This is a genomic window from Vibrio sp. TRT 17S01 (assembly GCF_050113695.1).
Lineage (GTDB): Bacteria > Pseudomonadota > Gammaproteobacteria > Enterobacterales > Vibrionaceae > Vibrio.
The window spans coordinates 1-22993 of the sequence record NZ_JBNJOG010000024.1 but is presented as its reverse complement, the minus strand read 5'-3'; the positions used below and the strand labels follow the sequence as shown (position 1 = coordinate 22993).

General features: G+C 44.2%; 23 protein-coding genes. 11 read left to right on the top strand and 12 right to left on the bottom strand.

Going from position 1 to position 22993, the window contains the following annotated elements; genetic code table 11:
- Nucleotides 1-391: 391 nt before the first annotated feature.
- Both ACQEXS_RS21265 and ACQEXS_RS21260 read left to right on the top strand, forming a co-directional pair.
- Complete coding sequence (locus tag ACQEXS_RS21265) at nucleotides 392-1522, top strand: FIST signal transduction protein (RefSeq protein ID WP_427015111.1); 1131 nt, start codon at nucleotides 392-394, stop codon at nucleotides 1520-1522.
- 3 nt (nucleotides 1523-1525) lie between these two features.
- A complete protein-coding gene (locus ACQEXS_RS21260) occupies nucleotides 1526-2953 on the top strand; it encodes a diguanylate cyclase (protein WP_427015110.1) in 1428 nt (475 codons plus the stop codon).
- 28 nt (nucleotides 2954-2981) lie between these two features.
- Here ACQEXS_RS21260 and ACQEXS_RS21255 read toward each other — a convergent pair whose 3' ends face one another.
- Nucleotides 2982-4256 (bottom strand): cation:proton antiporter, encoded by a 1275-nt coding sequence (locus ACQEXS_RS21255; RefSeq protein ID WP_367987415.1) that lies wholly within the window; start codon nucleotides 4254-4256, stop codon nucleotides 2982-2984.
- A gap of 182 nt (nucleotides 4257-4438) precedes the next feature.
- Between ACQEXS_RS21255 and metH the strand changes: the two genes are divergently transcribed.
- Nucleotides 4439-8119: a methionine synthase gene (gene metH / locus ACQEXS_RS21250; RefSeq protein WP_427015109.1), complete on the top strand. Its 3681-nt coding sequence runs from the start codon at nucleotides 4439-4441 to the stop codon at nucleotides 8117-8119.
- Nucleotides 8120-8181: 62 nt separating this feature from the next.
- On the opposite strand, the gene mgtE is transcribed toward metH, so the two are convergent.
- The 11 genes from mgtE to ACQEXS_RS21195 form a co-directional block, all read right to left on the bottom strand.
- The gene (mgtE, locus tag ACQEXS_RS21245; protein WP_367987413.1) at nucleotides 8182-9537 is read right to left on the bottom strand and encodes a magnesium transporter; all 1356 of its coding nucleotides are present in this window, start codon (nucleotides 9535-9537) and stop codon (nucleotides 8182-8184) included.
- Nucleotides 9538-9645: 108 nt separating this feature from the next.
- Nucleotides 9646-9921, bottom strand: a complete 276-nt coding sequence (locus ACQEXS_RS21240; protein ID WP_367987412.1) for an HPr family phosphocarrier protein — start codon at nucleotides 9919-9921, stop codon at nucleotides 9646-9648.
- Nucleotides 9922-9925: 4 nt separating this feature from the next.
- On the bottom strand, nucleotides 9926-10789 hold the full coding sequence (rapZ, locus tag ACQEXS_RS21235; protein WP_367987411.1) for an RNase adapter RapZ: 864 nt from the start codon (nucleotides 10787-10789) through the stop codon (nucleotides 9926-9928).
- Between the two features lie 8 nt (nucleotides 10790-10797).
- A complete protein-coding gene (ptsN, locus tag ACQEXS_RS21230) occupies nucleotides 10798-11244 on the bottom strand; it encodes a PTS IIA-like nitrogen regulatory protein PtsN (protein ID WP_367987410.1) in 447 nt (148 codons plus the stop codon).
- A gap of 2 nt (nucleotides 11245-11246) precedes the next feature.
- The gene (gene hpf, locus ACQEXS_RS21225; protein WP_367987409.1) at nucleotides 11247-11534 is read right to left on the bottom strand and encodes a ribosome hibernation promoting factor; all 288 of its coding nucleotides are present in this window, start codon (nucleotides 11532-11534) and stop codon (nucleotides 11247-11249) included.
- A 23-nt stretch (nucleotides 11535-11557) separates the two neighbouring features.
- The gene (locus ACQEXS_RS21220; protein ID WP_367987408.1) at nucleotides 11558-13015 is read right to left on the bottom strand and encodes an RNA polymerase factor sigma-54; all 1458 of its coding nucleotides are present in this window, start codon (nucleotides 13013-13015) and stop codon (nucleotides 11558-11560) included.
- Between the two features lie 50 nt (nucleotides 13016-13065).
- The gene (gene lptB, locus ACQEXS_RS21215; protein WP_367987407.1) at nucleotides 13066-13791 is read right to left on the bottom strand and encodes an LPS export ABC transporter ATP-binding protein; all 726 of its coding nucleotides are present in this window, start codon (nucleotides 13789-13791) and stop codon (nucleotides 13066-13068) included.
- Between the two features lie 2 nt (nucleotides 13792-13793).
- Entirely contained in the window at nucleotides 13794-14291 is a 498-nt protein-coding gene (gene lptA, locus ACQEXS_RS21210) for a lipopolysaccharide transport periplasmic protein LptA (protein ID WP_367987406.1), read from the bottom strand.
- Nucleotides 14272-14835 carry an LPS export ABC transporter periplasmic protein LptC gene (gene lptC, locus ACQEXS_RS21205; RefSeq protein WP_427012150.1) on the bottom strand — a complete coding sequence of 188 codons (564 nt, stop codon included), beginning with the start codon at nucleotides 14833-14835 and terminating at the stop codon, nucleotides 14272-14274. Before lptC ends, lptA begins: the two co-directional genes overlap by 20 nt.
- A gap of 202 nt (nucleotides 14836-15037) precedes the next feature.
- The gene (kdsD, locus tag ACQEXS_RS21200; protein ID WP_427015108.1) at nucleotides 15038-16000 is read right to left on the bottom strand and encodes an arabinose-5-phosphate isomerase KdsD; all 963 of its coding nucleotides are present in this window, start codon (nucleotides 15998-16000) and stop codon (nucleotides 15038-15040) included.
- 26 nt (nucleotides 16001-16026) lie between these two features.
- A complete protein-coding gene (locus tag ACQEXS_RS21195; protein ID WP_367987403.1) occupies nucleotides 16027-16992 on the bottom strand; it encodes a calcium/sodium antiporter in 966 nt (321 codons plus the stop codon).
- 245 nt (nucleotides 16993-17237) lie between these two features.
- On the opposite strand from ACQEXS_RS21195, the gene mlaF reads away from it, so the two are divergent.
- The 8 genes from mlaF to ACQEXS_RS21155 all read left to right on the top strand — a co-directional run bounded on the left by mlaF (nucleotide 17238) and on the right by ACQEXS_RS21155 (nucleotide 22658).
- On the top strand, nucleotides 17238-18035 hold the full coding sequence (gene mlaF, locus ACQEXS_RS21190; protein ID WP_427015107.1) for a phospholipid ABC transporter ATP-binding protein MlaF: 798 nt from the start codon (nucleotides 17238-17240) through the stop codon (nucleotides 18033-18035).
- Nucleotides 18035-18823 carry a lipid asymmetry maintenance ABC transporter permease subunit MlaE gene (gene mlaE, locus ACQEXS_RS21185; RefSeq protein WP_427015112.1) on the top strand — a complete coding sequence of 263 codons (789 nt, stop codon included), beginning with the start codon at nucleotides 18035-18037 and terminating at the stop codon, nucleotides 18821-18823. The genes mlaF and mlaE overlap by 1 nt, the downstream gene beginning before the upstream one ends.
- A gap of 2 nt (nucleotides 18824-18825) precedes the next feature.
- Nucleotides 18826-19314, top strand: a complete 489-nt coding sequence (mlaD, locus tag ACQEXS_RS21180; RefSeq protein ID WP_367987401.1) for an outer membrane lipid asymmetry maintenance protein MlaD — start codon at nucleotides 18826-18828, stop codon at nucleotides 19312-19314.
- Nucleotides 19315-19317: 3 nt separating this feature from the next.
- Nucleotides 19318-19953, top strand: a complete 636-nt coding sequence (gene mlaC / locus ACQEXS_RS21175; protein ID WP_427015106.1) for a phospholipid-binding protein MlaC — start codon at nucleotides 19318-19320, stop codon at nucleotides 19951-19953.
- The gene (locus ACQEXS_RS21170) at nucleotides 19953-20264 is read left to right on the top strand and encodes an STAS domain-containing protein (protein WP_427015105.1); all 312 of its coding nucleotides are present in this window, start codon (nucleotides 19953-19955) and stop codon (nucleotides 20262-20264) included. The genes mlaC and ACQEXS_RS21170 overlap by 1 nt, the downstream gene beginning before the upstream one ends.
- A gap of 12 nt (nucleotides 20265-20276) precedes the next feature.
- A complete protein-coding gene (gene ibaG / locus ACQEXS_RS21165) occupies nucleotides 20277-20531 on the top strand; it encodes a BolA family iron metabolism protein IbaG (RefSeq protein ID WP_367987398.1) in 255 nt (84 codons plus the stop codon).
- A gap of 9 nt (nucleotides 20532-20540) precedes the next feature.
- Nucleotides 20541-21806: a UDP-N-acetylglucosamine 1-carboxyvinyltransferase gene (murA, locus tag ACQEXS_RS21160; RefSeq protein ID WP_367987397.1), complete on the top strand. Its 1266-nt coding sequence runs from the start codon at nucleotides 20541-20543 to the stop codon at nucleotides 21804-21806.
- A gap of 111 nt (nucleotides 21807-21917) precedes the next feature.
- Complete coding sequence (locus ACQEXS_RS21155) at nucleotides 21918-22658, top strand: 1-acylglycerol-3-phosphate O-acyltransferase (protein WP_367987396.1); 741 nt, start codon at nucleotides 21918-21920, stop codon at nucleotides 22656-22658.
- The last annotated feature ends 335 nt before the right edge of the window (nucleotides 22659-22993 follow it).

Below are 22993 nucleotides of genomic sequence, written 5' to 3'. Positions count from 1 at the left end.
GTCGCGGGTTCGAGTCCCGTCCGCTCCGCCACTTATTTAGAAACCCAGTCTTCGGACTGGGTTTTGTCGTTTTAGGCGTATCGATTTTTCTTTTTAGGAAATGATGCGTCTTGAGCGTAAGCATTCTGCCTCCTTCCTCTATTTATTTAGAAACCCAGTCTTCAGACTGGGTTTTATCGTTTTAGGCATCTCAATGCCCTTCTTAGATAATAAACCTCGCAAGAGGAATGCTATGTTAAATATTTTGGTTTAAGAGCGTTTAGCTTCAAAGCTATATCTAGGCCAAGCTGTGTAATAAAGACTGAATTAGATCTTAGGCTTAGGTTACTCTTGCTTGAATGCTCGCTAAAACAAACTAACTTTAATTTATAGGTTTGTTGGTGGAGGCTGCATGAAAACGTTGCAACTTATTTGGAACAAAGGTGAGTGGAAAAACTCAGAATCAGCTTCTCGTTTAGATGGTCCATCTACCCTTGTCTTATTGTTTGGTAGTTATGTATCAGAGGCTTTTAATGCGCTGCACTCCCTATTACCGAACTCACAATTTGTTGGTTGTACGACATCTGGAGAGATTAGTGACCGAGCTGTTCTTGATAACGCGTTAATTGCTACCGTCATCTATTTCGAAAAATCACAAATCAAGCGAGTAAGCGCCTCAATCAATAGCTGTGATGGTGATAGCTATAAACTGGGTCAGGTAGTAGCTGAAGAATTAATGCAGCTTCCTAAATTACGCCATGTCTTTTTGCTTAGTGATGGTATGGAAGTTAATGGTGGTTACTTACTCGAAGGTTTTCAATCTATTTTACTCGATGCTGTAAAAGTAACAGGTGGCTTGGCAGGAGATGGAGAGCGTTTCCAAGAAACAACGGTGCATGCTGGGTTTGAATCACAAGCGGGATTAGTTGTTGCTATTGGCTTATATGGGGAGGCTCTCAATGTGAGCTACGGGTCACGTGGAGGTTGGTGCGCCTTTGGAATGGAAAGGCGGGTCACTCGCTCAGAGCATAATGTTTTATACGAGTTAGATGAGGATAGCGCATTATCCATCTATCGAAGCTATCTCGGTGAGTTAGCTGGAGAGTTACCAGCCAGTGGTTTGCGTTTTCCTCTAGAGATCACCGATCCACAAAAAAGTACTCAAGTTGTTAGGACGTTGCTTGGCATTAATGAAGATGATGGAACAATCACTTTTGCGGGCAATATACCAAGGGGGGTAACTGCCAGATTAATGAGAGCTAATGTTGATTCTTTGATTGACGGTGCGAAAGAGGCTGCGGAAGTATGCCGGCGTTATATTGACGATTCTCCTGACGTTGCCATTCTTATCAGTTGTGTCGGGCGAAAGATCTTATTAAAGCAGTTAGCTGATGATGAGGTCGAGGCGGTGAAAGCTGAGCTAGGAGTTAATACACTATTATGTGGTTTTTATTCCTATGGAGAGATTGCACCATTTGATCACCAATCTTCTTCAGAGCTTCATAATCAGACCATGACGATAACGGCTTTCTCGGAAGATTAATGGATGCATAGACTATTACAACGACAACTTAAAAAAGTCTTTGTTGATGGTGTTCCTGATGACCCGAATTTACATAAGCTAATTGAGATTGTTGATTCAGGCTATCAATCGCTCTCTGAACAATTGATGATCACTGAACGTTCTTTAGATCTAAGCTGTGCGGAATTAACGCAAAGGAATAATACCCTTAACTTGATTCTCGATTCCTTGCCGGATATGAGTTTGTGGATCGATAGGCAAGGGGTAGTAAAAGATATCCGTTCTGGAAATTTTGAGCCCCCCATTTTGACTGCTGAAGAAAACTATACCCAACTTGATGACTTAGACTGTGTTCAATCATCGCCTGAGCTGCAAACTTTTTTGGCGGATTATCAAAACTGTATGAACCGATCTGGAGACCTGAATATCCATAGTTTGGGAATCGATTATTTGGTTAGAGCTCGTTTGACAAATGTGAGCCAAAATCGTTGGCTACTCGTACTACAAGACATTTATTTACGTAAAAAAATTGAAGAGTTGCAGCAGCAACGACTCGATCAATCCAAGCGTTCAGTAAAGCAGTTACAAGAACTTATTAACTCAGCTCCGATTGGGATTTTAATTTGTAGCTCTTCGTTAAAAGTGATCATGATTAATGATTTTACCTGTCAGCTTCTGGGAAGAGAAAAAGAAGATATCGTTAATAGTGAGCCGATTCGTTATATTGCTGAAGAGATGCGGGAGGTATTTGAGTCTAATCTTAACATGGTCATTGATCTTCCTAAGGGAGCAGGTATAACTCGTTGCGATCTTATGCTGAGATTGCCTGATAAGAGAGTTTGCCAAATTGAGATGGCATTCAGTAAATTACTTTTTCAGCAACAACACCTTATTATCATGTCGATGACAGATATCAGTGAACGTAAGCAGCTCGAAAAGAAACTCAAAAACCTTGCTGAAACCGATCCTTTAACAGGAGCTTTTAATCGAAGAAGTTTCTTAACCCAGACTGAAAGAGCAGTTCATACTTGCCAGCGCTGGCGAACACCTTTAACGGTTATGCTTATTGATATTGATTTCTTTAAGCAAGTGAATGATAGTTTTGGTCATGCGGCTGGAGATGAGGTTTTGATCGCGCTGGTTAGCCATTTACAACAGTCCACGCGAGATATGGATATTCTCGGTCGATTGGGTGGTGAGGAATTTGCCTTGGTCTTACCGAATACAGATAAAAATCTAGGTTACGACATAGCAGAGCGACTTAGAAAAGACATTGAAGCGATGGCAGTCCGTCATGAAGAAAAGGTTCTGAAAATCACTGTGAGTATAGGTATGACAACCATTCCCTATGCAGACTTATCGACGCCATTTGATGAAGTAATGAAGCAGGTTGATGGATTTCTTTATTGTGCGAAGAAAAATGGGCGGAATCGCATCGTTCACAACCATTAAGGGCCACACGTGGCCCTTATTCGATGAGTTACTCTTTCTCTGCGTTTTTCGCTTTTTCAATCATTGGCGTAATCGTTGAGCCTTGAATCAAAATAGAAAAAACAACGACAGCATAGGTCATTACCAATACAATTTCTTTTACATCAATAAGCTTATCAGGGATAACCCAAATGCCAGAAGGAATGGATAATGCCATTGCCAATGCCAATCCGCCCCGTAAGCCACCCCAAGTTAAGATCTTGACTGACCAAGGGTTATAACTACGAAAACGTTTAAAACCGATATAGGATAAGAAAACACTTAGGTATCGAGCTGACAGAACAAGCGGGACTGCAAATGCCATTAAAATCCAATCTTCTTTGTGAAATTCAAACAGCAGCATAGACATACCAATCAATAAGAAAAGCACGCCATTCAAAAATTCATCGACCAGTTCCCAGAAATGATCGAGGTGATCTTCACTCTCTTTGGAAAAGCCAATGAAACGCGTCCAGTTGCCAATCATGATACCTGATACCACCATGGCTAGAGGACCAGATACGTGAAGATACTCTGCAAATGCATATCCAGCGGTTGGAATGCCAATGGTAAGAAGAAGCTCCATCGAGTGATCATCAGTTGCGCTGATTAGGTAATGGAAAACGAGTCCTAATACAAAGCCATAAACGATACCACCAAGGGCTTCCTGAGCAAACAGCATCGTAACGCTACCCACTGTTGGCGCTTCGTTTCCAAAAGCAATCGTAAATAAAGTAACAAAAATGACGAGACCGAAGCCGTCATTGAATAATGACTCACCTTCAATTTGTGTCGAGATACGTCTTGGTGCATTGAGTTTTTTTACGATAGCAAGCACCGCTATTGGGTCGGTTGGCGAGATCAGTGCACCAAACAATAAGCAGTATACTAAGTCGAAATTGACTCCAATGATTTGGCAGAATCCATAGAGAACAAAACCAATAAAAAAGGTTGAAAATAACGTTGCACCTAATGCCAATACCGTGATTTCCCATTTTTGATCTTTCAGGTTGGGTAGTTTGATCCCCAATCCTCCAGCAAACAAAAGGAAGCCTAATATCCCTTTAAGCAAAAAGTCTTCGAAATTAATACTAGAAACTGTTTGCGTGGCGATTTCAGTTAACTGAAACCAATCATTTTGACCAGCAACTAGAATTAATAGTGACAGAACCATCGAACCTGCTGTTATTGCGATGGTTGTCTGCATTTTACCTATCTTACTGTTTACAAAAGCAATCAACATTGCAGCAGCCGATAGAAAGCAAAGGGTATAATAGACCGACATGTGTTTCTCTGGATGTAACAAAATGTGAATGGAATTCTCTGCCTATGATGACTAAATAGCAAACACTTTTTGGTTATTATTTTACAAGCAAACAGGAGTGAGAATATTAATGTTTTAGACGTCTAGACTCCTTTAGTTTGTATGATAGGATGGAGAGATAACTAAAGGAATGAGGCTGTACTGTGGGAAGTAATGTAAGACAACAGATTGAAGCTCAATTAAAGCAACGTATTTTGCTGATCGATGGTGGTATGGGCACCATGATTCAGGGATACAAACTTGAAGAGCAAGACTATCGAGGAGAGCGCTTTGCGGATTGGCACTGTGATCTAAAAGGCAACAACGATTTGTTGGTGCTCACTCAGCCTCAATTGATTAAGGAAATTCACAGCGCTTACTTAGAAGCTGGCGCTGATATTCTTGAGACAAACACCTTTAACGCGACGACGATTGCGATGGCTGACTATGAAATGGAAAGCCTGAGTGAGGAAATCAACTTCGCTGCTGTAAAGCTTGCGCGTGAAGCCGCTGATGAGTGGACGGCAAAAACGCCAGAGCGCCCACGTTATGTCGCGGGTGTGCTTGGCCCAACAAACCGTACTTGTTCTATCTCCCCTGATGTAAATGACCCAGGCTATCGTAACGTCAGCTTCGATGAGCTTGTTGAAGCTTATTCAGAATCCACTCGAGCGCTGATCAAAGGTGGCTCTGATCTTATTCTGATCGAGACCATCTTCGATACGCTTAACGCTAAAGCTTGTGCCTTCGCGGTTGATAGTGTTTTCGAAGAACTAGGTATCGAGTTACCAGTGATGATCTCCGGTACCATTACCGATGCTTCTGGACGTACGCTTTCTGGTCAAACAACGGAAGCCTTCTATAACTCTCTTCGTCATGTTAATCCGATTTCATTTGGTTTGAATTGTGCGCTAGGTCCTGACGAACTACGCCCATACGTAGAAGAGCTTTCTCGTATTTCTGAATCTTTTGTTTCTACTCACCCAAATGCGGGTCTACCGAATGCGTTTGGTGAGTATGACCTTTCACCTGAAGATATGGCGGAACACGTTAAAGAGTGGGCGGAGAGTGGTTTCCTCAACCTAATTGGTGGTTGTTGTGGTACCACGCCAGAGCATATTCGCCATATGGCAATGGCAGTTGAAGGCGTGAAACCTCGTGATCTGCCTGAGCTTACGGTTGCGTGTCGTTTATCCGGTCTTGAGCCTCTTACGATTGAAAAAGAGACGTTGTTTATCAACGTGGGTGAGCGGACTAACGTAACTGGTTCTGCTCGATTTAAGCGTCTGATCAAAGAAGAGCTCTACGATGAAGCGCTGGAAGTTGCTCGTCAGCAAGTTGAGAACGGCGCTCAGATCATCGACATCAACATGGATGAAGGCATGTTGGATGCCGAAGCCTGTATGGTTCGCTTCCTCAACCTATGCGCATCTGAGCCAGAGATCTCCAAAGTGCCTATCATGGTCGACTCTTCTAAATGGGAGGTTATTGAGGCGGGCCTGAAGTGTATTCAAGGCAAGGGCATCGTAAACTCCATCTCTTTGAAAGAAGGTAAAGAGAAGTTTGTTGAGCAAGCAAAACTGATTCGTCGCTATGGTGCTGCAGTTATCGTTATGGCGTTCGACGAAGTTGGTCAGGCAGAAACACGTGAACGTAAGCTCGAAATCTGTACCAACGCTTACCGTATCTTGGTTGATGAAGTCGGCTTCCCACCAGAAGACATCATCTTTGACCCGAACATCTTTGCAGTTGCGACGGGTATCGAAGAGCACAACAACTACGCTGTGGATTTCATCGAAGCGGTTGCAGACATTAAGCGCGACTTACCTCACGCGATGATCTCTGGTGGTGTGTCTAACGTTTCCTTCTCATTCCGCGGCAATAACTACGTTCGTGAAGCGATTCATGCGGTGTTCCTATACCACTGTTTTAAAAATGGTATGGACATGGGCATTGTGAACGCGGGTCAGTTAGAAATTTACGATAACGTTCCAGACAAACTGCGTGAAGCGGTAGAAGACGTGGTTCTTAACCGCCGTGATGATTCGACCGAGCGACTACTTGACATCGCTGCAGAATACGCAGGTAAAGGCGTTGGTAAAGAAGAAGATGCTTCTGCACTAGAGTGGCGTACTTGGGCGGTAGAAAAACGTCTAGAGCATGCATTGGTTAAAGGCATTACTGAATTCATCGTTGAAGATACCGAAGAAGCTCGCCTTAATGCTTCTAAGCCACTTGAAGTCATTGAAGGTCCATTGATGGACGGCATGAACGTGGTGGGTGACTTATTTGGTGAAGGTAAGATGTTTCTTCCTCAGGTAGTGAAATCTGCGCGTGTTATGAAGCAAGCTGTAGCACACTTAGAGCCTTTTATTAATAAAGAGAAGCAAGCGGGTTCTTCCAACGGCAAGATCTTACTGGCTACGGTAAAAGGTGACGTGCACGATATCGGTAAGAACATTGTTGGCGTGGTTCTGCAATGTAACAACTACGAGATCATCGATCTTGGCGTCATGGTGCCATGTGAGAAGATCCTCAAGGTAGCCAAAGAAGAAAACGTCGACATTATTGGTCTTTCTGGTTTGATCACACCGTCTCTCGATGAAATGGTCCATGTCGCGAAAGAAATGGAACGTCTTGATTTCGATCTTCCACTTCTGATTGGTGGTGCAACAACATCCAAAGCGCATACAGCGGTTAAGATTGAGCAGAACTACAAACATCCAGTGGTTTACGTCAATAACGCTTCTCGTGCGGTTGGTGTATGTACATCATTACTTTCAGACGAACTTCGTCCTGGCTTTGTTGAAAAACTGGATGCGGACTATGAGCGCGTGCGTGATCAGCATAACCGTAAGAAGCCGCGCACTAAGCCTGTTACTTTAGAAGAAGCACGAGCGAACAAAGTCGCGATTGATTGGGATAAGTATACGCCTCCTGCTCCTGTGAAGCCGGGCATCCATATCTTTGATGACTTTGAAGTGTCTACTTTGCGTAAGTACATCGACTGGACACCTTTCTTTATGACTTGGTCACTAGTCGGTAAGTACCCAACAATCTTTGACCATGAAGAAGTGGGTGAAGAGGCTCAACGCCTGTACAAAGACGCTAATGAGTTATTGGATCGTGTTGAGCGTGAAGGCTTACTCAAAGCGCGAGGTATGTGTGGTCTGTTCCCTGCAGCAAGCGTGGGTGATGATATCGAAGTCTACACCGACGAATCGCGTACAGAAGTGGTGAAAGTGCTGCATAACTTGCGCCAACAAACAGAGAAACCAAAAGGCTTCAACTATTGTCTGTCTGATTATGTTGCACCGAAAGAGTCGGGTAAGAAGGATTGGGTTGGTGCTTTTGCTGTCACCGGCGGTATTGGTGAGCGTGAACTTGCTGATGAATACAAAGCGCAAGGTGATGATTACAATGCCATTATGATCCAAGCGGTAGCGGACCGTCTGGCGGAAGCATTTGCTGAGTATCTACATGAGCGTGTGCGTAAAGAGATTTGGGGTTACGCTGCGGATGAAGCTCTGTCGAATGAAGAACTCATTCGTGAGAAATACCAAGGTATTCGTCCTGCTCCTGGCTATCCTGCCTGTCCAGAGCATACTGAGAAAGGACCGCTTTGGGAGCTTATGAATGTTGAAGAAAATATTGGTATGTCACTGACGTCGAGCTATGCGATGTATCCAGGTGCATCCGTATCGGGTTGGTACTTCTCGCATCCTGACTCTCGTTACTTTGCTATTGCGCAAATCCAGCAAGATCAAGTAGAGAGCTACGCAGATCGTAAAGGTTGGGATATGCTCGAAGCAGAAAAGTGGTTAGGGCCAAATATTAATGGTTAATCGGACTACCTAAACCAAAAGCGCAGCCATCTGGCTGCGCTTTTTAGTTTTGATTAAATAGATTAAATCATGATGGTGGCTAATCCGAGAAAGACAGATAAGCCAATCACATCTGTTACTGTTGTGAGAGCCATCCCCCCAGCTAACGCAGGGTCGATATTCATTTTCTTGAGTAAAATTGGGATGGTTACGCCCGCAATACCAGCGACTAATAGGTTGGTCATCATGGCTGCAGCAATAATGCCGCCAAGCATCCAGTTACCTTTCCAAGCGATAACGATGCCACCAATAATGAGAGCCCACATGACACCATTTAAGAATCCAATCGCGGCTTCTTTTAGCAATAGCTCGCGTTTATTGGAATCACCGATGTGTCCAAGCGCTAAGCCTCGGATCACCAGAGCCACGGTTTGGTTACCTGCAACTCCTCCCATTGAAGGAACAATCGTCATCAATACTGCAATTGCAGCCATTTGATCTAAAGTGGCTTCAAACATGTTAGATACTGATGCAGCCGCCAATGCAGCTAATACGTTTGCTCCTAACCAAATGCTTCGCTTTCTAGCGGATTTGACAACCGGCGCAAAGGTATCTTCATCATCGTCCATACCCGCCATACTCATCATAGAGTGTTCTGCGTCTTCACGGATAACATCAACCACATCATCAATGGTAATACGACCGACGAGCTGTTGGTTTTCATCGATAACCGGAGCTGAAACCCAGTTTCGACGCTCAAACAAGCTTGCTACGTCAGAGTCGCTGGTGGTCACCTCAATTGCATCGTCCACATCTTCCATGACATCGCAGACTTTAATATCAGGTTGTGTTGTCAGTAGCGCAGTCAAAGGCAGCTCACCGATCAAGCGACTTTCTTCATCAATTACATAGAGAGCATCGGTTGCCTCAGGAAGCTCGCCTCTCATGCGTAAATAACGTAAGACAACATCAACATCAACATCACCACGGATAGTGATGACATCAGTGTTCATTAACCCGCCAGCAGTGTCTTCTGGATACGAAAGGGCCGTTTCAACACGCAGACGATCGGCGGCATCCATTTGTGAGAGTACTTCTCTGGAGACGTCGTCAGGAAGGCTACGTAAGACGTAAGCAACGTCATCCGTATCCATCCCTTCTGTGGCTTCTGCCAAGGTTTCTGGGGCCATTTTAGCCACCAGATCATCTTTCACATCCTCATTTAATTCATCGAGGATTTCACCATAGTCTTCGGGATCGGTCAGTTGCCACAATACTTCACGACTTTTTCGTGGTGAGGCTTCTAACAGGTGGGCAATATCTTCTGGCTCCATATCCTGCAACTGACGGCGGACATGGACGAAGCGACCATTTTCAAGTGCTTCCGTAACTTCTTGCAGGGCTTGGTGAGCTTGATCGAATTCTATTTGCTCTGCCATTTATTCCCCCTGACTCAATTTGCTTACAATGGCCTGAATAGTAACTTAATTTTAGATCTTGTTTAATAAGTTAATGTTGCGAAGGGAATATTTCTTTTGAGTAGTACGTTAATCGTCTTCTTCAAACTTATCTTCGATAAGATGACAAACAGCATCTAACGCAGCGCTGGCGTCATGACCTTCAGCGCTGATGGTGACATATTCGCCTTGTGCTGACTCAAGCATGAGGAGCCCCATAACACTGTCTGCAGTGGCCTCTTTGCCTTCATGATTTTGAATCGTGAGAATGGATTGATAGGACTGAGCCAGTTCAACCAGCTTTACTGCAGCACGAGCATGAAGACCAAGACGATTCTGAATTAGGACGGTTCTGCTCTGCTGCATAGAGTTATTCCTTATGGTGCTTTTCTAGAGAGGCATGTCGAATTTTAACTTGATGGCCTAATTGGGCAAAATATTCCCCAATTTGTTGAGTGAGATAGACAGAGCGGTGTTTACCGCCTGTACAGCCGATAGCAACGGTTAAGTAACTACGGTTATTTTTCTCTAGCATTGGTAGCCAGTATTCAACAAATTTTTGTATCTGTTGTCGGAGCTCTATCACTTCGGGATGGCTTTCAAGGAAAGAACGAATAGGGGCATCAAGCCCTGTCATTGGTCGTAGATCGGGCTCCCAGTGAGGGTTAGGAAGAAAACGCACGTCAAATACGTAGTCTGCGTCACTCGGCAAACCATACTTAAATCCGAACGACTGAAATACCATAACTAAGTCTTTGCGCTCACGTCCTTCAACACGCATTCTGACCATTTCACTCAACTCATGTAAAGATTGGTCACTGCTGTCGAGTAACATATCTGCATTCTTTTTAAGAGGAGAGAGTAGAGCGGTTTCTTTCTCGATAGCTTGTTCTAGCGTAAGTGTGTCAGCGCCCAGAGAAAGTGGGTGAATTCGACGAGTTTCACTATAACGTTTTAGTAGCGTATTTTTGTTTGCATCCAAAAATAGCACGCTGACTTCCGTGCGTTTTTTTAGTTCCTGCAAAACATTGTTAACTAAAGAGGGTTCTTTTGGCAGGTTGCGAATATCAATACTGACCGCTACGTTTTGTTTGCTACCAGATACGGATTTGATGAATGAATGAAGTAAATCGACGGGTAAGTTATCGACGCAGTAATAGCCTAAATCTTCTAAGACTCTAAGTGCGACACTTTTTCCTGCGCCAGACTGGCCACTAACTACAATTAATCGCATGAGCTCGCTTACCGATTGACCATAATATCGTAAAGCTCTTGATCTGTTTCTGCCTTACGAAGTTGTTTCAAAATTTGCTTGTCATTGAGTCGTTCTGCCATCGCAGACAAGGTCTTTAAGTGTTCTTTGCACTGTGCGTCTGGAACTAAAAGAGCAAACAGAAGGTCAACAGGTCGGTTGTCTATGGCATCGAACTCGATCGGAGCTTCACATTGAAGAAGTACAGCGATGGCTTTATCGCTTGATTGCATACGAGCATGGGGAATGGCTATCCCATTTCCGATGCCAGTACTGCCCATCTTTTCTCTGCTTAGCATGCATTCAAACAGCTCGGTGGAGTTTTGCCCTGTTTGTTCAGCCACTATCTCGCTGATCATTTCCAAGGCTCGCTTCTTACTAGTGCACTGGACTGCACTTTTGGTGCAGTCCAGTGTAAGGATTTCGCTAATTTGCATGGTTAATGTGTATTAAGTTTTTCTTTGTGCTTGTTCAGTTGTCGAACAAGCTTATCTACAAGTGAGTCGATAGCAGCATACATGCTGTCATCATCGGATGAGGCGTGAATTTCACCTTGGTTAACGTGAAGGGTAGCTTCTGCGATTTGGCGAAGTTTTTCAACTCGTAGTACGACATGTACGCTGTTAATGTGATCGAAAAATCGTTCTAGCTTTTGAAACTTTGAGTTTACGTAGTCTTGCATTGAATCGGTTAGATCAACGTGGTGGCCTTGAATATTGATTTGCATAGACTTTCCTTCTCGGTTGGTGCCTAAAGCAGGCGTTTGCGCTGACTTGAAGGGGCAATGCCCAGAGATTCGCGATATTTCGCAATTGTCCGTCTAGCGACTTGAATCCCTTGGTCAGCTAGTAGTGCTGCAATCTTGCTGTCACTCAGTGGCTTAGCACTGTTTTCAGCGGCAACGAGTTTCTTGATCAGTGCTCGGATTGCAGTAGATGAACACTCTCCACCATTATCGGTACTGACATGGCTGGAGAAAAAATACTTCAGTTCAAAAATGCCACGAGGGGTATGCATGAATTTCTGTGTTGTCACACGAGAGATGGTCGATTCATGCATATCCACAGCCAAAGCTACATCATTCAGTACCATTGGCTTCATGGCTTCTTCACCATACTCAAAGAAATCGCGTTGATGTTCAACAATACACTTAGCAACTTTGAGCAACGTCTCGTTTCTACTTTCCAGACTTTTAATTAACCATTTAGCTTCTTGTAGGTTAGAGCGAATATACTGGCTATCGGCGCTGTTTCCTTTTCCAAGTTGAGCGTATTGCTGGTTTACTTTTAATCTTGGCACACTATCTGGATTGATTGTCACAATCCATTTACCGTGATCTTTAAACACCGAAACGTCAGGAATGACGTATTCAGCATGTTCTGAAGAAATACGGCTCCCTGGACGCGGGTCGAGTTGCTGGATAAGTGTGAGTGCTTCTTTGAGTTCAGCTTCTTTGAGTTTTGCTTCTTTAATGATCAGTTTGTAATCGCGGTTACCCAGTTGATCAATATGATGGCTTAGAACTAATTTAGCTTCTTGTAGCCAAGGTGTATCTTCGGGGAAGGTAGCGAGTTGCAGTAATAAACACTCTTGCAAGTTAACTGATGCGACACCTAGTGGATCGAACTGTTGAATGCGTTTACGAACGGCTTCGATTTCGTCGAGTTCTATCTCTTCATTATCAAAGCTTTCATGAATTTCTTCAGGTGAGATGGTTAGATAGCCATAGTCATCGATAGCATCAATTAACGCCAATGCGATGGTGCGATCCGTTTCACTGAATGGTGTGAGGTCTAATTGCCATAGAAGGTAATCGTAGAGTGACTCAGTCGTTTCTCCTTGATATACCGGAGCGTCATCATCAACGGAGATGCCAGTGCTGCCTGTATTGGCGCTATAGACATCATCCCATGTTGTATCGATCTCAAGTTCATTACTGATTTCAGATTTTTCGATCAATTCAGAGCTGTCTTTGACTTCTGGCTCTGCAACATCAACGGTTGGCTCTTTATCCTCATTACTGCTTTTTTCTTCAGCTGCATTCTCTTCACTGCCTTCTTCTACTTCGAGAAGTGGGTTTGAGTCCAATGCTTCTTGGATTTCTTGCTGAAGATCCAAAGTCGACAATTGCAGCAAGCGAATGGCTTGTTGCAACTGAGGGGTCATAGCTAACTGCTGGCCTAGCTTGAGTTGTAATGAGGGTTTCATTCAGTATTATTTGCCTTAATTCTGTAGAATCTTACCGTTCTTTTCTTTAATCATAGACGGAATTGTTCGCCGAGATAAACTTGTTTTACTTGCTCGTTTGCGAGTACTTCTTGCGGCGTGCCTTCTGCGATCAAATGCCCTTGGCTGACGATATAGGCTTTTTCACATACATCGAGTGTTTCTCGTACGTTGTGGTCTGTGATCAAAACACCCAATCCACGATCTCGAAGATGTTCGATGATTTTCTTAATATCGATGACGGAAATCGGGTCTACGCCTGCAAAAGGTTCATCCAATAAAATGAACTTAGGGTTTGCTGCAAGGGCTCGCGCAATCTCAACTCGGCGGCGCTCACCACCCGATAGTGCCATACCTGCACTGTGACGAATGTGCTGAATGTGGAATTCTTCCAACAAATCTTCTAGTTTGTCTTGGCGCTCTTCTCGCGTCATTTCTTCACGTGTTTGCAGGACCGCCATGATGTTGTCTTCAACGGAAAGCTTACGGAAAATAGATGCTTCTTGAGGTAGGTATCCAATACCAAGGCGAGAGCGACTATGCATCGGTAAAATACTGATGTCTTGGTCATCAATACTAATATTACCTTCATCACGCGCCACCAAGCCTACAATCATATAAAACGAGGTGGTTTTACCAGCTCCATTAGGGCCAAGTAGACCAACAATTTGACCGGATTGAACCTGAAGGCTGACGTCAGAAACCACTTTGCGGTTTTTATAGCTCTTCGCTAAATGTTCTGCTTTAAGTAATGCCATAATTATTCTTGTACTGTCTGTGGCTGAAGAACGGTAGAGACTCGATCTCCTTTTGCTTTGCCATCGGCGATCAATTTTTGAGAGGAAATCTTATAGCGAATTTTTGTGCCACGGATAACACTGTCATCTTGTGAAAGCATAGCTTGATCGATCATCGTTAATTGATCATCTGCCATTTTATAGTAAAGCTCTTTGGCTTCACCATACAGCGTTTTACCGTCGTCGGTTAGCTGCGAAAAGGTGGCTAAATTGCCGTAACCTTCAATTTCTTTAATGCTGCCATCTTTGGCATCTCGCGTAACGATGACTTTATCAGCATTTATATTGATGCTGCCTTGCTTGAGCTTTACATCGCCCAAGAAGGTGACTTGGTTACTCTGCATGTCCAATTGTTGGCTGTCAGAGTCAATATACACTGGTTGATCGCGGTCTGTTGATAAAGCCAGTGCGTTGGCTGATGTCAGCAGACAAGTAATTAGGCTAAGGTGTGAGAGTTTCATATCTACCTTGAACGTGTTTGTAGAGTACTGCGGTATTTTCAGCAAAATTGCCTTTCATCGCTTGTCCTACAGTTTCAAACTGAGGGCCAACCAATACGACCTGATTGTCGGCCCAAAAATCTCGGTTATCCAACTGAATACTTAATGTATTGGTGGACATTGTATCGAACCCAGAATCTGGTAACAGGTTTTTCGCCTGTACGTCAGTGTATAAGGTCAACACATGGTCTTGATCAAGAACGCCACGCTTAGCTGTGACTTCCCACTCTTGTGTCGTTCCTTCTTTGTACACTTTCAGTATTGGATTATCAAAGATAGTATCGCCACTTTTTGCATAGTGGTTTAGTTTATCAGACGTAATCACATAGCTGCGAATACCTTGTTCACTGTATGAGGTATTCACCAGATTTTTACCTGTAAACATAGGTAGTTCGGTATTAGGTTCTACTTGAATATCGAATTCCTCACCGCCACTCAGCAAATAGTATGCAGACCATGAGGCGATAAATAGCAGTAATATATAACCGATACGAGATAAACTCATATACTTAAACCTTTATGTTTATCTAACTTATTCTTTGGTGGAAGGTTAAAGGCAAAGTTGTTCGCTTGAATTTTGTTGTGACTTACAAGGCGACAACGGAACTTAACATTCGATGCCTTAAAGGGTACCCATCCATATGCTTGGGCAGCTGGAAGAATCGAAGGTTCCATAGTGTGATGACACATATTGATATGACTGAACATCACATCACACCAGCTTTCAGTAAATCATGCATATTTAGGGCACCGATGACCTGATTGTCTTGGCAAATCAGTAACCCATTGATGCTTTTGGATTGCATAAGGTTGAGCCCCTCAGCCGCCAACAGATTTGGTGTTGCAACCGTTGGATTTTTGGTCATCACTTCACTAATGTTTGTCGTATGGATATCGATACGTTTATCGAGGATACGACGTAAGTCACCATCTGTGAATACGCCGAGCAGGTGATTGTTGTGATCTACTATCGCTGTCATGCCCAGTCTCTTTTCACTGACCACTAATAAAGCATCACGTACTAGCACATCCGGCCCGACTAATGGAAGGCTGTCTCCCGTATGCATAATATCTGACAATTTGAGTAGGAGCTTGCGACCAAGTGCTCCGCCTGGATGAGACAGGGCAAAGTCTTCAGCGGTAAAGCCTCGTGCTTGCAGCAGTGCGACTGCCAGAGCATCTCCCATTACCAAGGTTGCGGTTGTGCTGGACGTTGGAGCCAGCCCAAGCGGGCACGCCTCTTTGGGTACCGTAATTTGCAGGTGAATGTCTGCAAGCTTGGCCATGTTTGATTTCGGTTTTCCTGTCATGCTGATGATGGTGATATTCAACCGTTTCAGTACAGGGAAAAGCGCTAGAATTTCTGATGACTCGCCGGAATTGGAGATGGCTAATACAATATCTCCAGGTGCAATCATACCCAGATCTCCGTGTGAAGCTTCTCCCGGATGAACAAAGAAAGCTGATGTCCCAGTACTGGCTAATGACGCTGCAATTTTATTTCCGATATGACCAGATTTACCCATGCCCATAACGACGACTTTGCCTTTATTTTCAAGAATAAGTTGACAAGCTTTGACAAAATCGTCATTAAAATATTGGTCGAGTTGTTTTAGTGCATCAATTTCAGTGTTCAGGACATCTAAGGCCGCAGCGCGAAAATCAAACATAAAAACTCCGAAAGTAAGCTGCTTAACTAAGCCGCCACATTCATTAATAGGTAACCTTGATAAGCTAAGAAGCAACACAGCAGTACGAACCCTTCGATACGGTTAATACTACGTGATTTGCCTAATGCCATCACGACAAGTAATAGTGACACTCCAAGCATCACCCAGAAGTCACGTCCCATCGCATATTCACTTAGAATGGATGGGTTTAAGATTCCCGGAATCCCCATCACTGCCAAGATGTTGAATACGTTGGAACCAATGATATTGCCAACGGCCATATCATCTTCCCCTTTCATGACACCAGCAACTGAGGCTGCCAGTTCAGGTAAGCTGGTACCAACAGCAATAATGGTTAGACCGATAACAAGATCGCTCATACCAAAATGTTTGGCGATAACCACTGCACTGTTAACTAGTGTATCTGCTGCGAGGGGCAAAATAATCAAACCAATAATAACCCACATCGCTGCTTTTAGGTTGCTTACCCCTTCAGGCACTTCGGATTCTTGTTCTTCTAAAAGTACGTCGCCATTTTTTTTCTCATTGCGGCTGATCTTCAGCATGGTTAATAAGAACAGAGCGAAAAGAACAAATAGTAGTGCCCCTTCGTAAAAACCTAAATGGCTGTCCCACAACAGGGCGCCGGCCACTAAGGTCACCGCAATCATTAACGGTAACTCACGGCGTAATACGGCAGAGCTGATAGAAAGTGGTTTGATCAGTGCGGTAATACCCAGAATGAGGGCGATGTTAGCGATGTTAGAGCCGAGGACGTTACCAACGGCCGTGTCGGTTTTACCGTCTAAAGCAGCTGTGGCTGAAACCATCATCTCAGGTGCAGAAGATCCCATTGCAAGGATTGTCATACCAATGACCAATGGCGATATGCCTACATTGCGCGCTAGTGCAGCAGCACCAAAAACAAGTTTATCGGCACTCCAGACCAAGAAAATTAATCCAACGACCAGAAACGCAATGGCTTCAAACATGATGATTCCTAAACTATATACAACAAAACAATTTAACCGCTAATTTTGACCTGTTGCCTGTAAAAATGGAAGTCGTAGATGAAATTAATTGTTAGCCTTTTTGTCGTTCTCGTGTCTACTATGAATAAAGATTTATGCGCAGTACATTGAAAGTGAAGAGAGATTTAATTGAACAGTGCTTTAAATTGGTTTTCAATGTGCTTATGATCTCGCTTCCATAAGGGAATTCTTACAAGAGTATGATGATGTCATCAGAAGATCTGGTTACGGTTAAACAGCTTACGTTTTCAAGGGGAGAACGTAAGATATTTGATGATGTAAGCCTACATGTGCCAAAAGGAAAAATCACGGCCATAATGGGGCCGTCCGGGATCGGAAAAACCACATTACTTCGTCTTATTGGTGGTCAGCTATTACCAGAACAAGGCGAAATCTGGTTTGATGGGCACAATATTCCTACGTTAAGTCGTAACCATCTTTATCGTGAACGCAAAAAGATGAGCATGCTGTTTCAATCGGGTGCGCTTTTTACCGATCTCAATGTCTTTGACAATGTCGCTTTTCCACTGCGTGAACACACTGAATTAGATGAAGCCCTACTAGACACTTTGGTTAAGCTCAAGCTTGAAGCGGTAGGACTTCGAGGGGCAGCTACATTAATGCCGAGTGAGTTGTCTGGCGGTATGGCTCGCCGAGCGGCTTTGGCGCGTGCCATTGCACTTGACCCAAGCTTGATTATGTATGATGAGCCGTTTGTCGGCCAAGATCCTATTACCATGGGGGTTTTGGTTGAATTGATCCGAAACCTTAACCGAGCACTGGGTGTGACTTCTATTGTGGTCTCTCATGACGTTCCTGAAGTTATGAGTATCGCCGATCATGTTTATATCTTGGCTAATGGCAAAGTGATTGCCGCAGGAACGCCTGATGAGTTACGTAATCACTCAGACCCTCAGGTGCAGCAGTTTCTTAATGGTGATGCTGACGGTCCGGTCCCGTTTCGCTTTCCCGCTCAATCGCTAGAAATGGATTTGTTCTCATGATGTCTCAGTTTACTGATTTTGTCGCCTCAACGGGGCGTCGAGCTATGTCTATTAGCGAGGCATTTGGCCGCGCTAGCTTAATGCTGTTCGGAGCAATGGCTTCTAGGCCTAGACCAATTCAGCATCTGCCACTATTGATAAAGCAACTCTACAGCGTTGGGGTGCAATCATTGGCGATCATTGTGTTATCTGGTCTATTTATCGGAATGGTATTGAGCTTACAAGGCTATGTCATTTTGGTGGATTTTGGCGCAGAAGGTGCACTTGGTCAGATGGTTGCGCTTTCGTTATTGCGTGAGCTTGGCCCTGTTGTCACTGCATTACTGTTTGCGGGGCGGGCTGGGTCTGCATTAACCGCAGAAATCGGCTTGATGAAGGCCACTGAGCAGCTTTCAAGCATGGAAATGATGGCAGTCGACCCGTTAAAGCGGGTTATTGCTCCTCGCTTTTGGGCCGGCGTGATCTCAATGCCATTGCTCGCCATGATCTTTATGGCAGTCGGCATTTGGGGAGGGCAGCTCGTTGGTGTGGATTGGAAAGGGATTGACCATGGGAGCTTCTGGTCTGCAATGCAAGCTTCTGTCGAATTAGGACAAGATATTGGTAATAGTATGATCAAAAGTTTGGTCTTTGCTTTTACTGTTACTTGGATTGCGCTGTTTAATGGATACGATGCAATCCCTACCTCTGAAGGTATTAGCCGTGCTACGACTCGAACCGTCGTGCATTCTTCGCTGGCCGTGCTTGGTCTAGACTTCGTACTAACCGCATTGATGTTTGGGAATTAATCATGCAACAGACTCGAAAAACTGAATTATGGGTTGGCAGCTTTGTTCTTGCCGGAATTTGCGCAATTCTGGTAATGATTTTTCAAGTTGCTGACGTGAAAGGTATAGGTTCTAACCATACTTACGCGCTAAAGGCTGAGTTTGATAACGTTGGTAGCCTAAAAGTTCGCTCTCCCGTTAAGGTTGGGGGCGTTGTTGTTGGCCGAGTAACGGCGATTGCTTTGGATACGGACTCCTTGCTCCCGGTTGTTACGATGGCCATTAGTAGCCATTACGATCAGTTCCCAGAAACCTCAAGTGTGCAAATACTTACTTCAGGCCTTATTGGTGAACAGTACATCGGTTTAACACCGGGTTTTGTCTTCGATGATGAACAGATGCTGGTGGATGGTGACTTCATTGAAGATACTAAGTCAGCTCTGGTATTAGAGGACTTAATCGGGCAGGTGCTCTACAGCGTAGGTGGTTCAGATAAAGACTCTGAGGAATAAGGAATGTTTAAGAAGTTAGTACTTACTCTATTTTTATCAATGGTTGCTCTTTCGGCTTCGGCTGTCACGATTGATAAGACTCAACCTTACCAAATGATGAGACAGGTATCGGAGCATACCTTTGCGCGATTAAAAGCGGAGCAAGATTTAATCCAGCAGGATCCTGATCATCTTAAGGTGGTGGTTGAAGAAGAACTGATGCCGTATATCAACGAGAAGTATGCGGCGCTGAAATTGCTTGGCCAACAAGCAAAAAAAGCAAAACGTTCTGATGTTGGTGCGTTTATCAAAGCGTTTCGAGCATATCTTGTTAGTTCTTATGCGCAGGTGTTGACGCAATATACAGATCAGCAAATTGAATTTGGGCCAGAGCCAAAGCTTGATTCCAAGAAAAGGATCACCAGCATTCGTGTCGAAATTGTTGATGCGCCAAGACCGAATATCAAACTCGAATTTAAGTTGAGACGTGATAAAAAAGGTGAATGGCAAGCATTTGATATGATTGCAGAAGGTATTAGTCTGCTTTCGAGCAAACAATCCGAATGGAGCGGTAAACTTCGACAAGAAGGTGTGCTTGCGGTAGCTGATGAGCTTAATGAGCTTGCAGCCAAGCCAATTCGATTTGAGAGTAAAGGCTAATGAGTCATCCTCAATGGCAACAATCATGCGGTGAAAAAGTGTGTTTGTTAGGTGTGATTGACCGGGATAGTGTTCCCTCACTATGGCAATTTATTCAACGTTGGCAAGCAACAGGGGTGACAATGGATATCTCCCTAGAGCATGTTGAAAGGATAGATTCTGCTGGAATGGTGATGTTAATCCACCTAATAGAGCATGCAAAAAAACAAAACTGTCATATAATGCTGAGCTTCGTTCCGGAGCAGCTGAATACCTTAATTCAGTTAAGCAATATTAAAGAGTTTTTAGCCGGACACATTAAAAGTATTTAACAGGGGTGAATTGTGGATAGCGCACAAGTACAGCAGATATTAGAAGAGTCACTAAAACTAGAAGAAATACACGTAAAAGGCGAAGGAAGCCATTACGAAGTAGTGGCTGTTGATGCTAGTTTCGATGGAATGAGCCGCGTTAAAAAGCAACAGCTTATCTATGCACCTCTGATGGAATATATCCAAAGAAATGACATCCATGCGGTTTCTATCAAAGCTTACACTCCAGAAGAGTGGGCTCGTGATAAGAAATTGATGTCGCTGTAAGGTTTTATAATGGAAAAATTTCGAGTAATTGGGTCAGATAAACCACTAACAGGTGAAGTGACCATTTCTGGTGCTAAAAACGCCGCACTACCAATTTTATTCGCGTCTATCTTGGCTGAAGAGCCTGTTGAAGTGGCTAATGTGCCACACCTTCGTGATATTGATACCACGATGGAACTACTCAAACGTCTTGGTGCTAAGGTTGAGCGTAATGGTTCGGTCCATGTTGACCCAAGCAACATCAATGAATACTGCGCACCTTACGATTTAGTCAAAACCATGCGTGCATCCATTTGGGCATTAGGGCCATTGGTCGCTCGTTTTGGCAAAGGACAAGTGTCACTTCCTGGCGGTTGTGCTATTGGTGCTCGTCCAGTTGACCTGCATATTTATGGTCTAGAGCAGTTGGGAGCAACGATCACGCTTGAAGATGGTTATGTAAAAGCGAGTGTTGACGGGCGTTTGAAAGGCGCTCATGTGGTGATGGACAAAGTCAGTGTTGGCGCAACCATTACAGTCATGTGCGCAGCAACACTTGCTGAAGGTACGACGACACTAGATAACGCAGCACGTGAACCGGAAATCGTAGATACTGCTGATTTTCTTAATAAACTAGGCGCAAAGATCTCTGGTGCTGGTACAGATACCATCACTATTGAAGGTGTTGAGCGTCTTGGTGGTGGTAAACATTCCGTTGTTGCTGACCGTATTGAAACGGGTACTTTCCTTGTTGCAGCAGCCGTGACGGGTGGCAAAGTGGTTTGCCGTAATACCAGCGCACATTTACTTGAAGCTGCGTTAGCGAAATTAGAAGAAGCGGGTGCATTGGTTGAAACTGGTGAAGACTGGATCAGCGTTGATATGACTGGTCGTGAGCTAAAAGCGGTATCAATCCGTACCGCGCCACATCCAGGCTTTCCAACTGATATGCAAGCCCAGTTCACTTTGCTCAATATGATGGCAAAGGGTGGCGGTGTGATTACTGAAACCATTTTCGAAAACCGCTTCATGCATGTCCCTGAGCTTATGCGCATGGGGGCTAAAGCAGAGATTGAAGGCAATACGGTGATTTGTGGTGATGTTGAGCAACTTAGCGGTGCTCAGGTTATGGCGACCGATCTACGCGCCTCTGCAAGTTTGGTTATTGCAGGTTGCCTTGCGCAAGGTGAAACGATTGTAGACCGTATTTACCATATCGATCGTGGCTACGATAAGATTGAAGACAAACTATCTGCGCTGGGCGCAAATATTGAGCGTTTTCGCGAGTCGAGTTAAACTGCCACCGAGAAGCTAGAGCCGAAACTCAGGTTTCGGCTTTTTTATTCGTTGTACACCATGAAGCGAAGAGTGGTTCTCTTACGTTTCATTTGTTCCCGGAGAACAAGAATGATTGCACTTTTACGTGTTATAGCAGTGATGATTTTTGCTGTTATCATGTTCATATTTGGTTGCGGCTACTGTTTGCTAAGCCCTCGCAACCCTAAGCACGTTTTTACTTTTGGTCGCCTATTTGCCAAGATGTCCCGAGTATTTGGGGTAAAGCTAGAACTGCGTATTCCTGAAGACGCTTATCGTCGTGGGCAGCATATTTATATCGCTAACCATCAAAATAACTGGGATATGTTTACCGTTTCTGCTGCCGTGACTCCTAAGGTGGTTACGGTAGGTAAAAAGAGCCTTGCTTGGCTTCCTTTATTTGGTCAGTTGTACTGGCTCTCAGGGAATATCTTGATTGACCGTGCGAACCGAACTAAAGCCAAAGGCACAATTGATCAAGTTGTTGATAGCATGAAACAGAGCGATGTTTCGGTATGGATGTTCCCTGAAGGAACGCGCTCTCGTGGCCGTGGTTTACTGCCGTTTAAGACTGGTGCCTTCCATGCTGCGATTGGCGCTCAAGTTCCGGTGATCCCAATCGTATGTAGCTCGACAGACGGTATTAAGCTAAATCGCTGGAACAATGGCCACGTGATTGTAGAAATGCTGCCACCAGTGAGTACGGAAGGGTATAAGAAAGAAAACATCCGTGAACTTGCTAATACCTGTCGTGAGCAGATGAAAGGTAAGTTAGAACAACTTGATGAAGAAGTGGCAATGCTAAATCAGCGTAAAGACGCTAAAGCCTAATTCAGGTTGAACTTTGTATGGAGCCTCAGTCGTATCGACTGGGGCTTTTTTGTACCTGTAGTGTGTTGCTAGTGGGCTAAAGGAGTTAGGGAAGGGGAATGTGGATAATGAATGCTGACATGCATTCTCGGCTTCTTAACGGGAGATATTGGATTAATTTAGCTTCTTCTAAAAGTCGCTCCTCGGTGTAACTCTCGTGGGCGACTAGCCTAGCTATTGAAGTAATAGATACGAAAAAGCCTCATCAAATGATGAGGCTTTCTCTAAAGTGGCTCCCCCTGCGGGACTCGAACCTGCGACATACGGATTAACAGTCCGCCGTTCTACCAACTGAA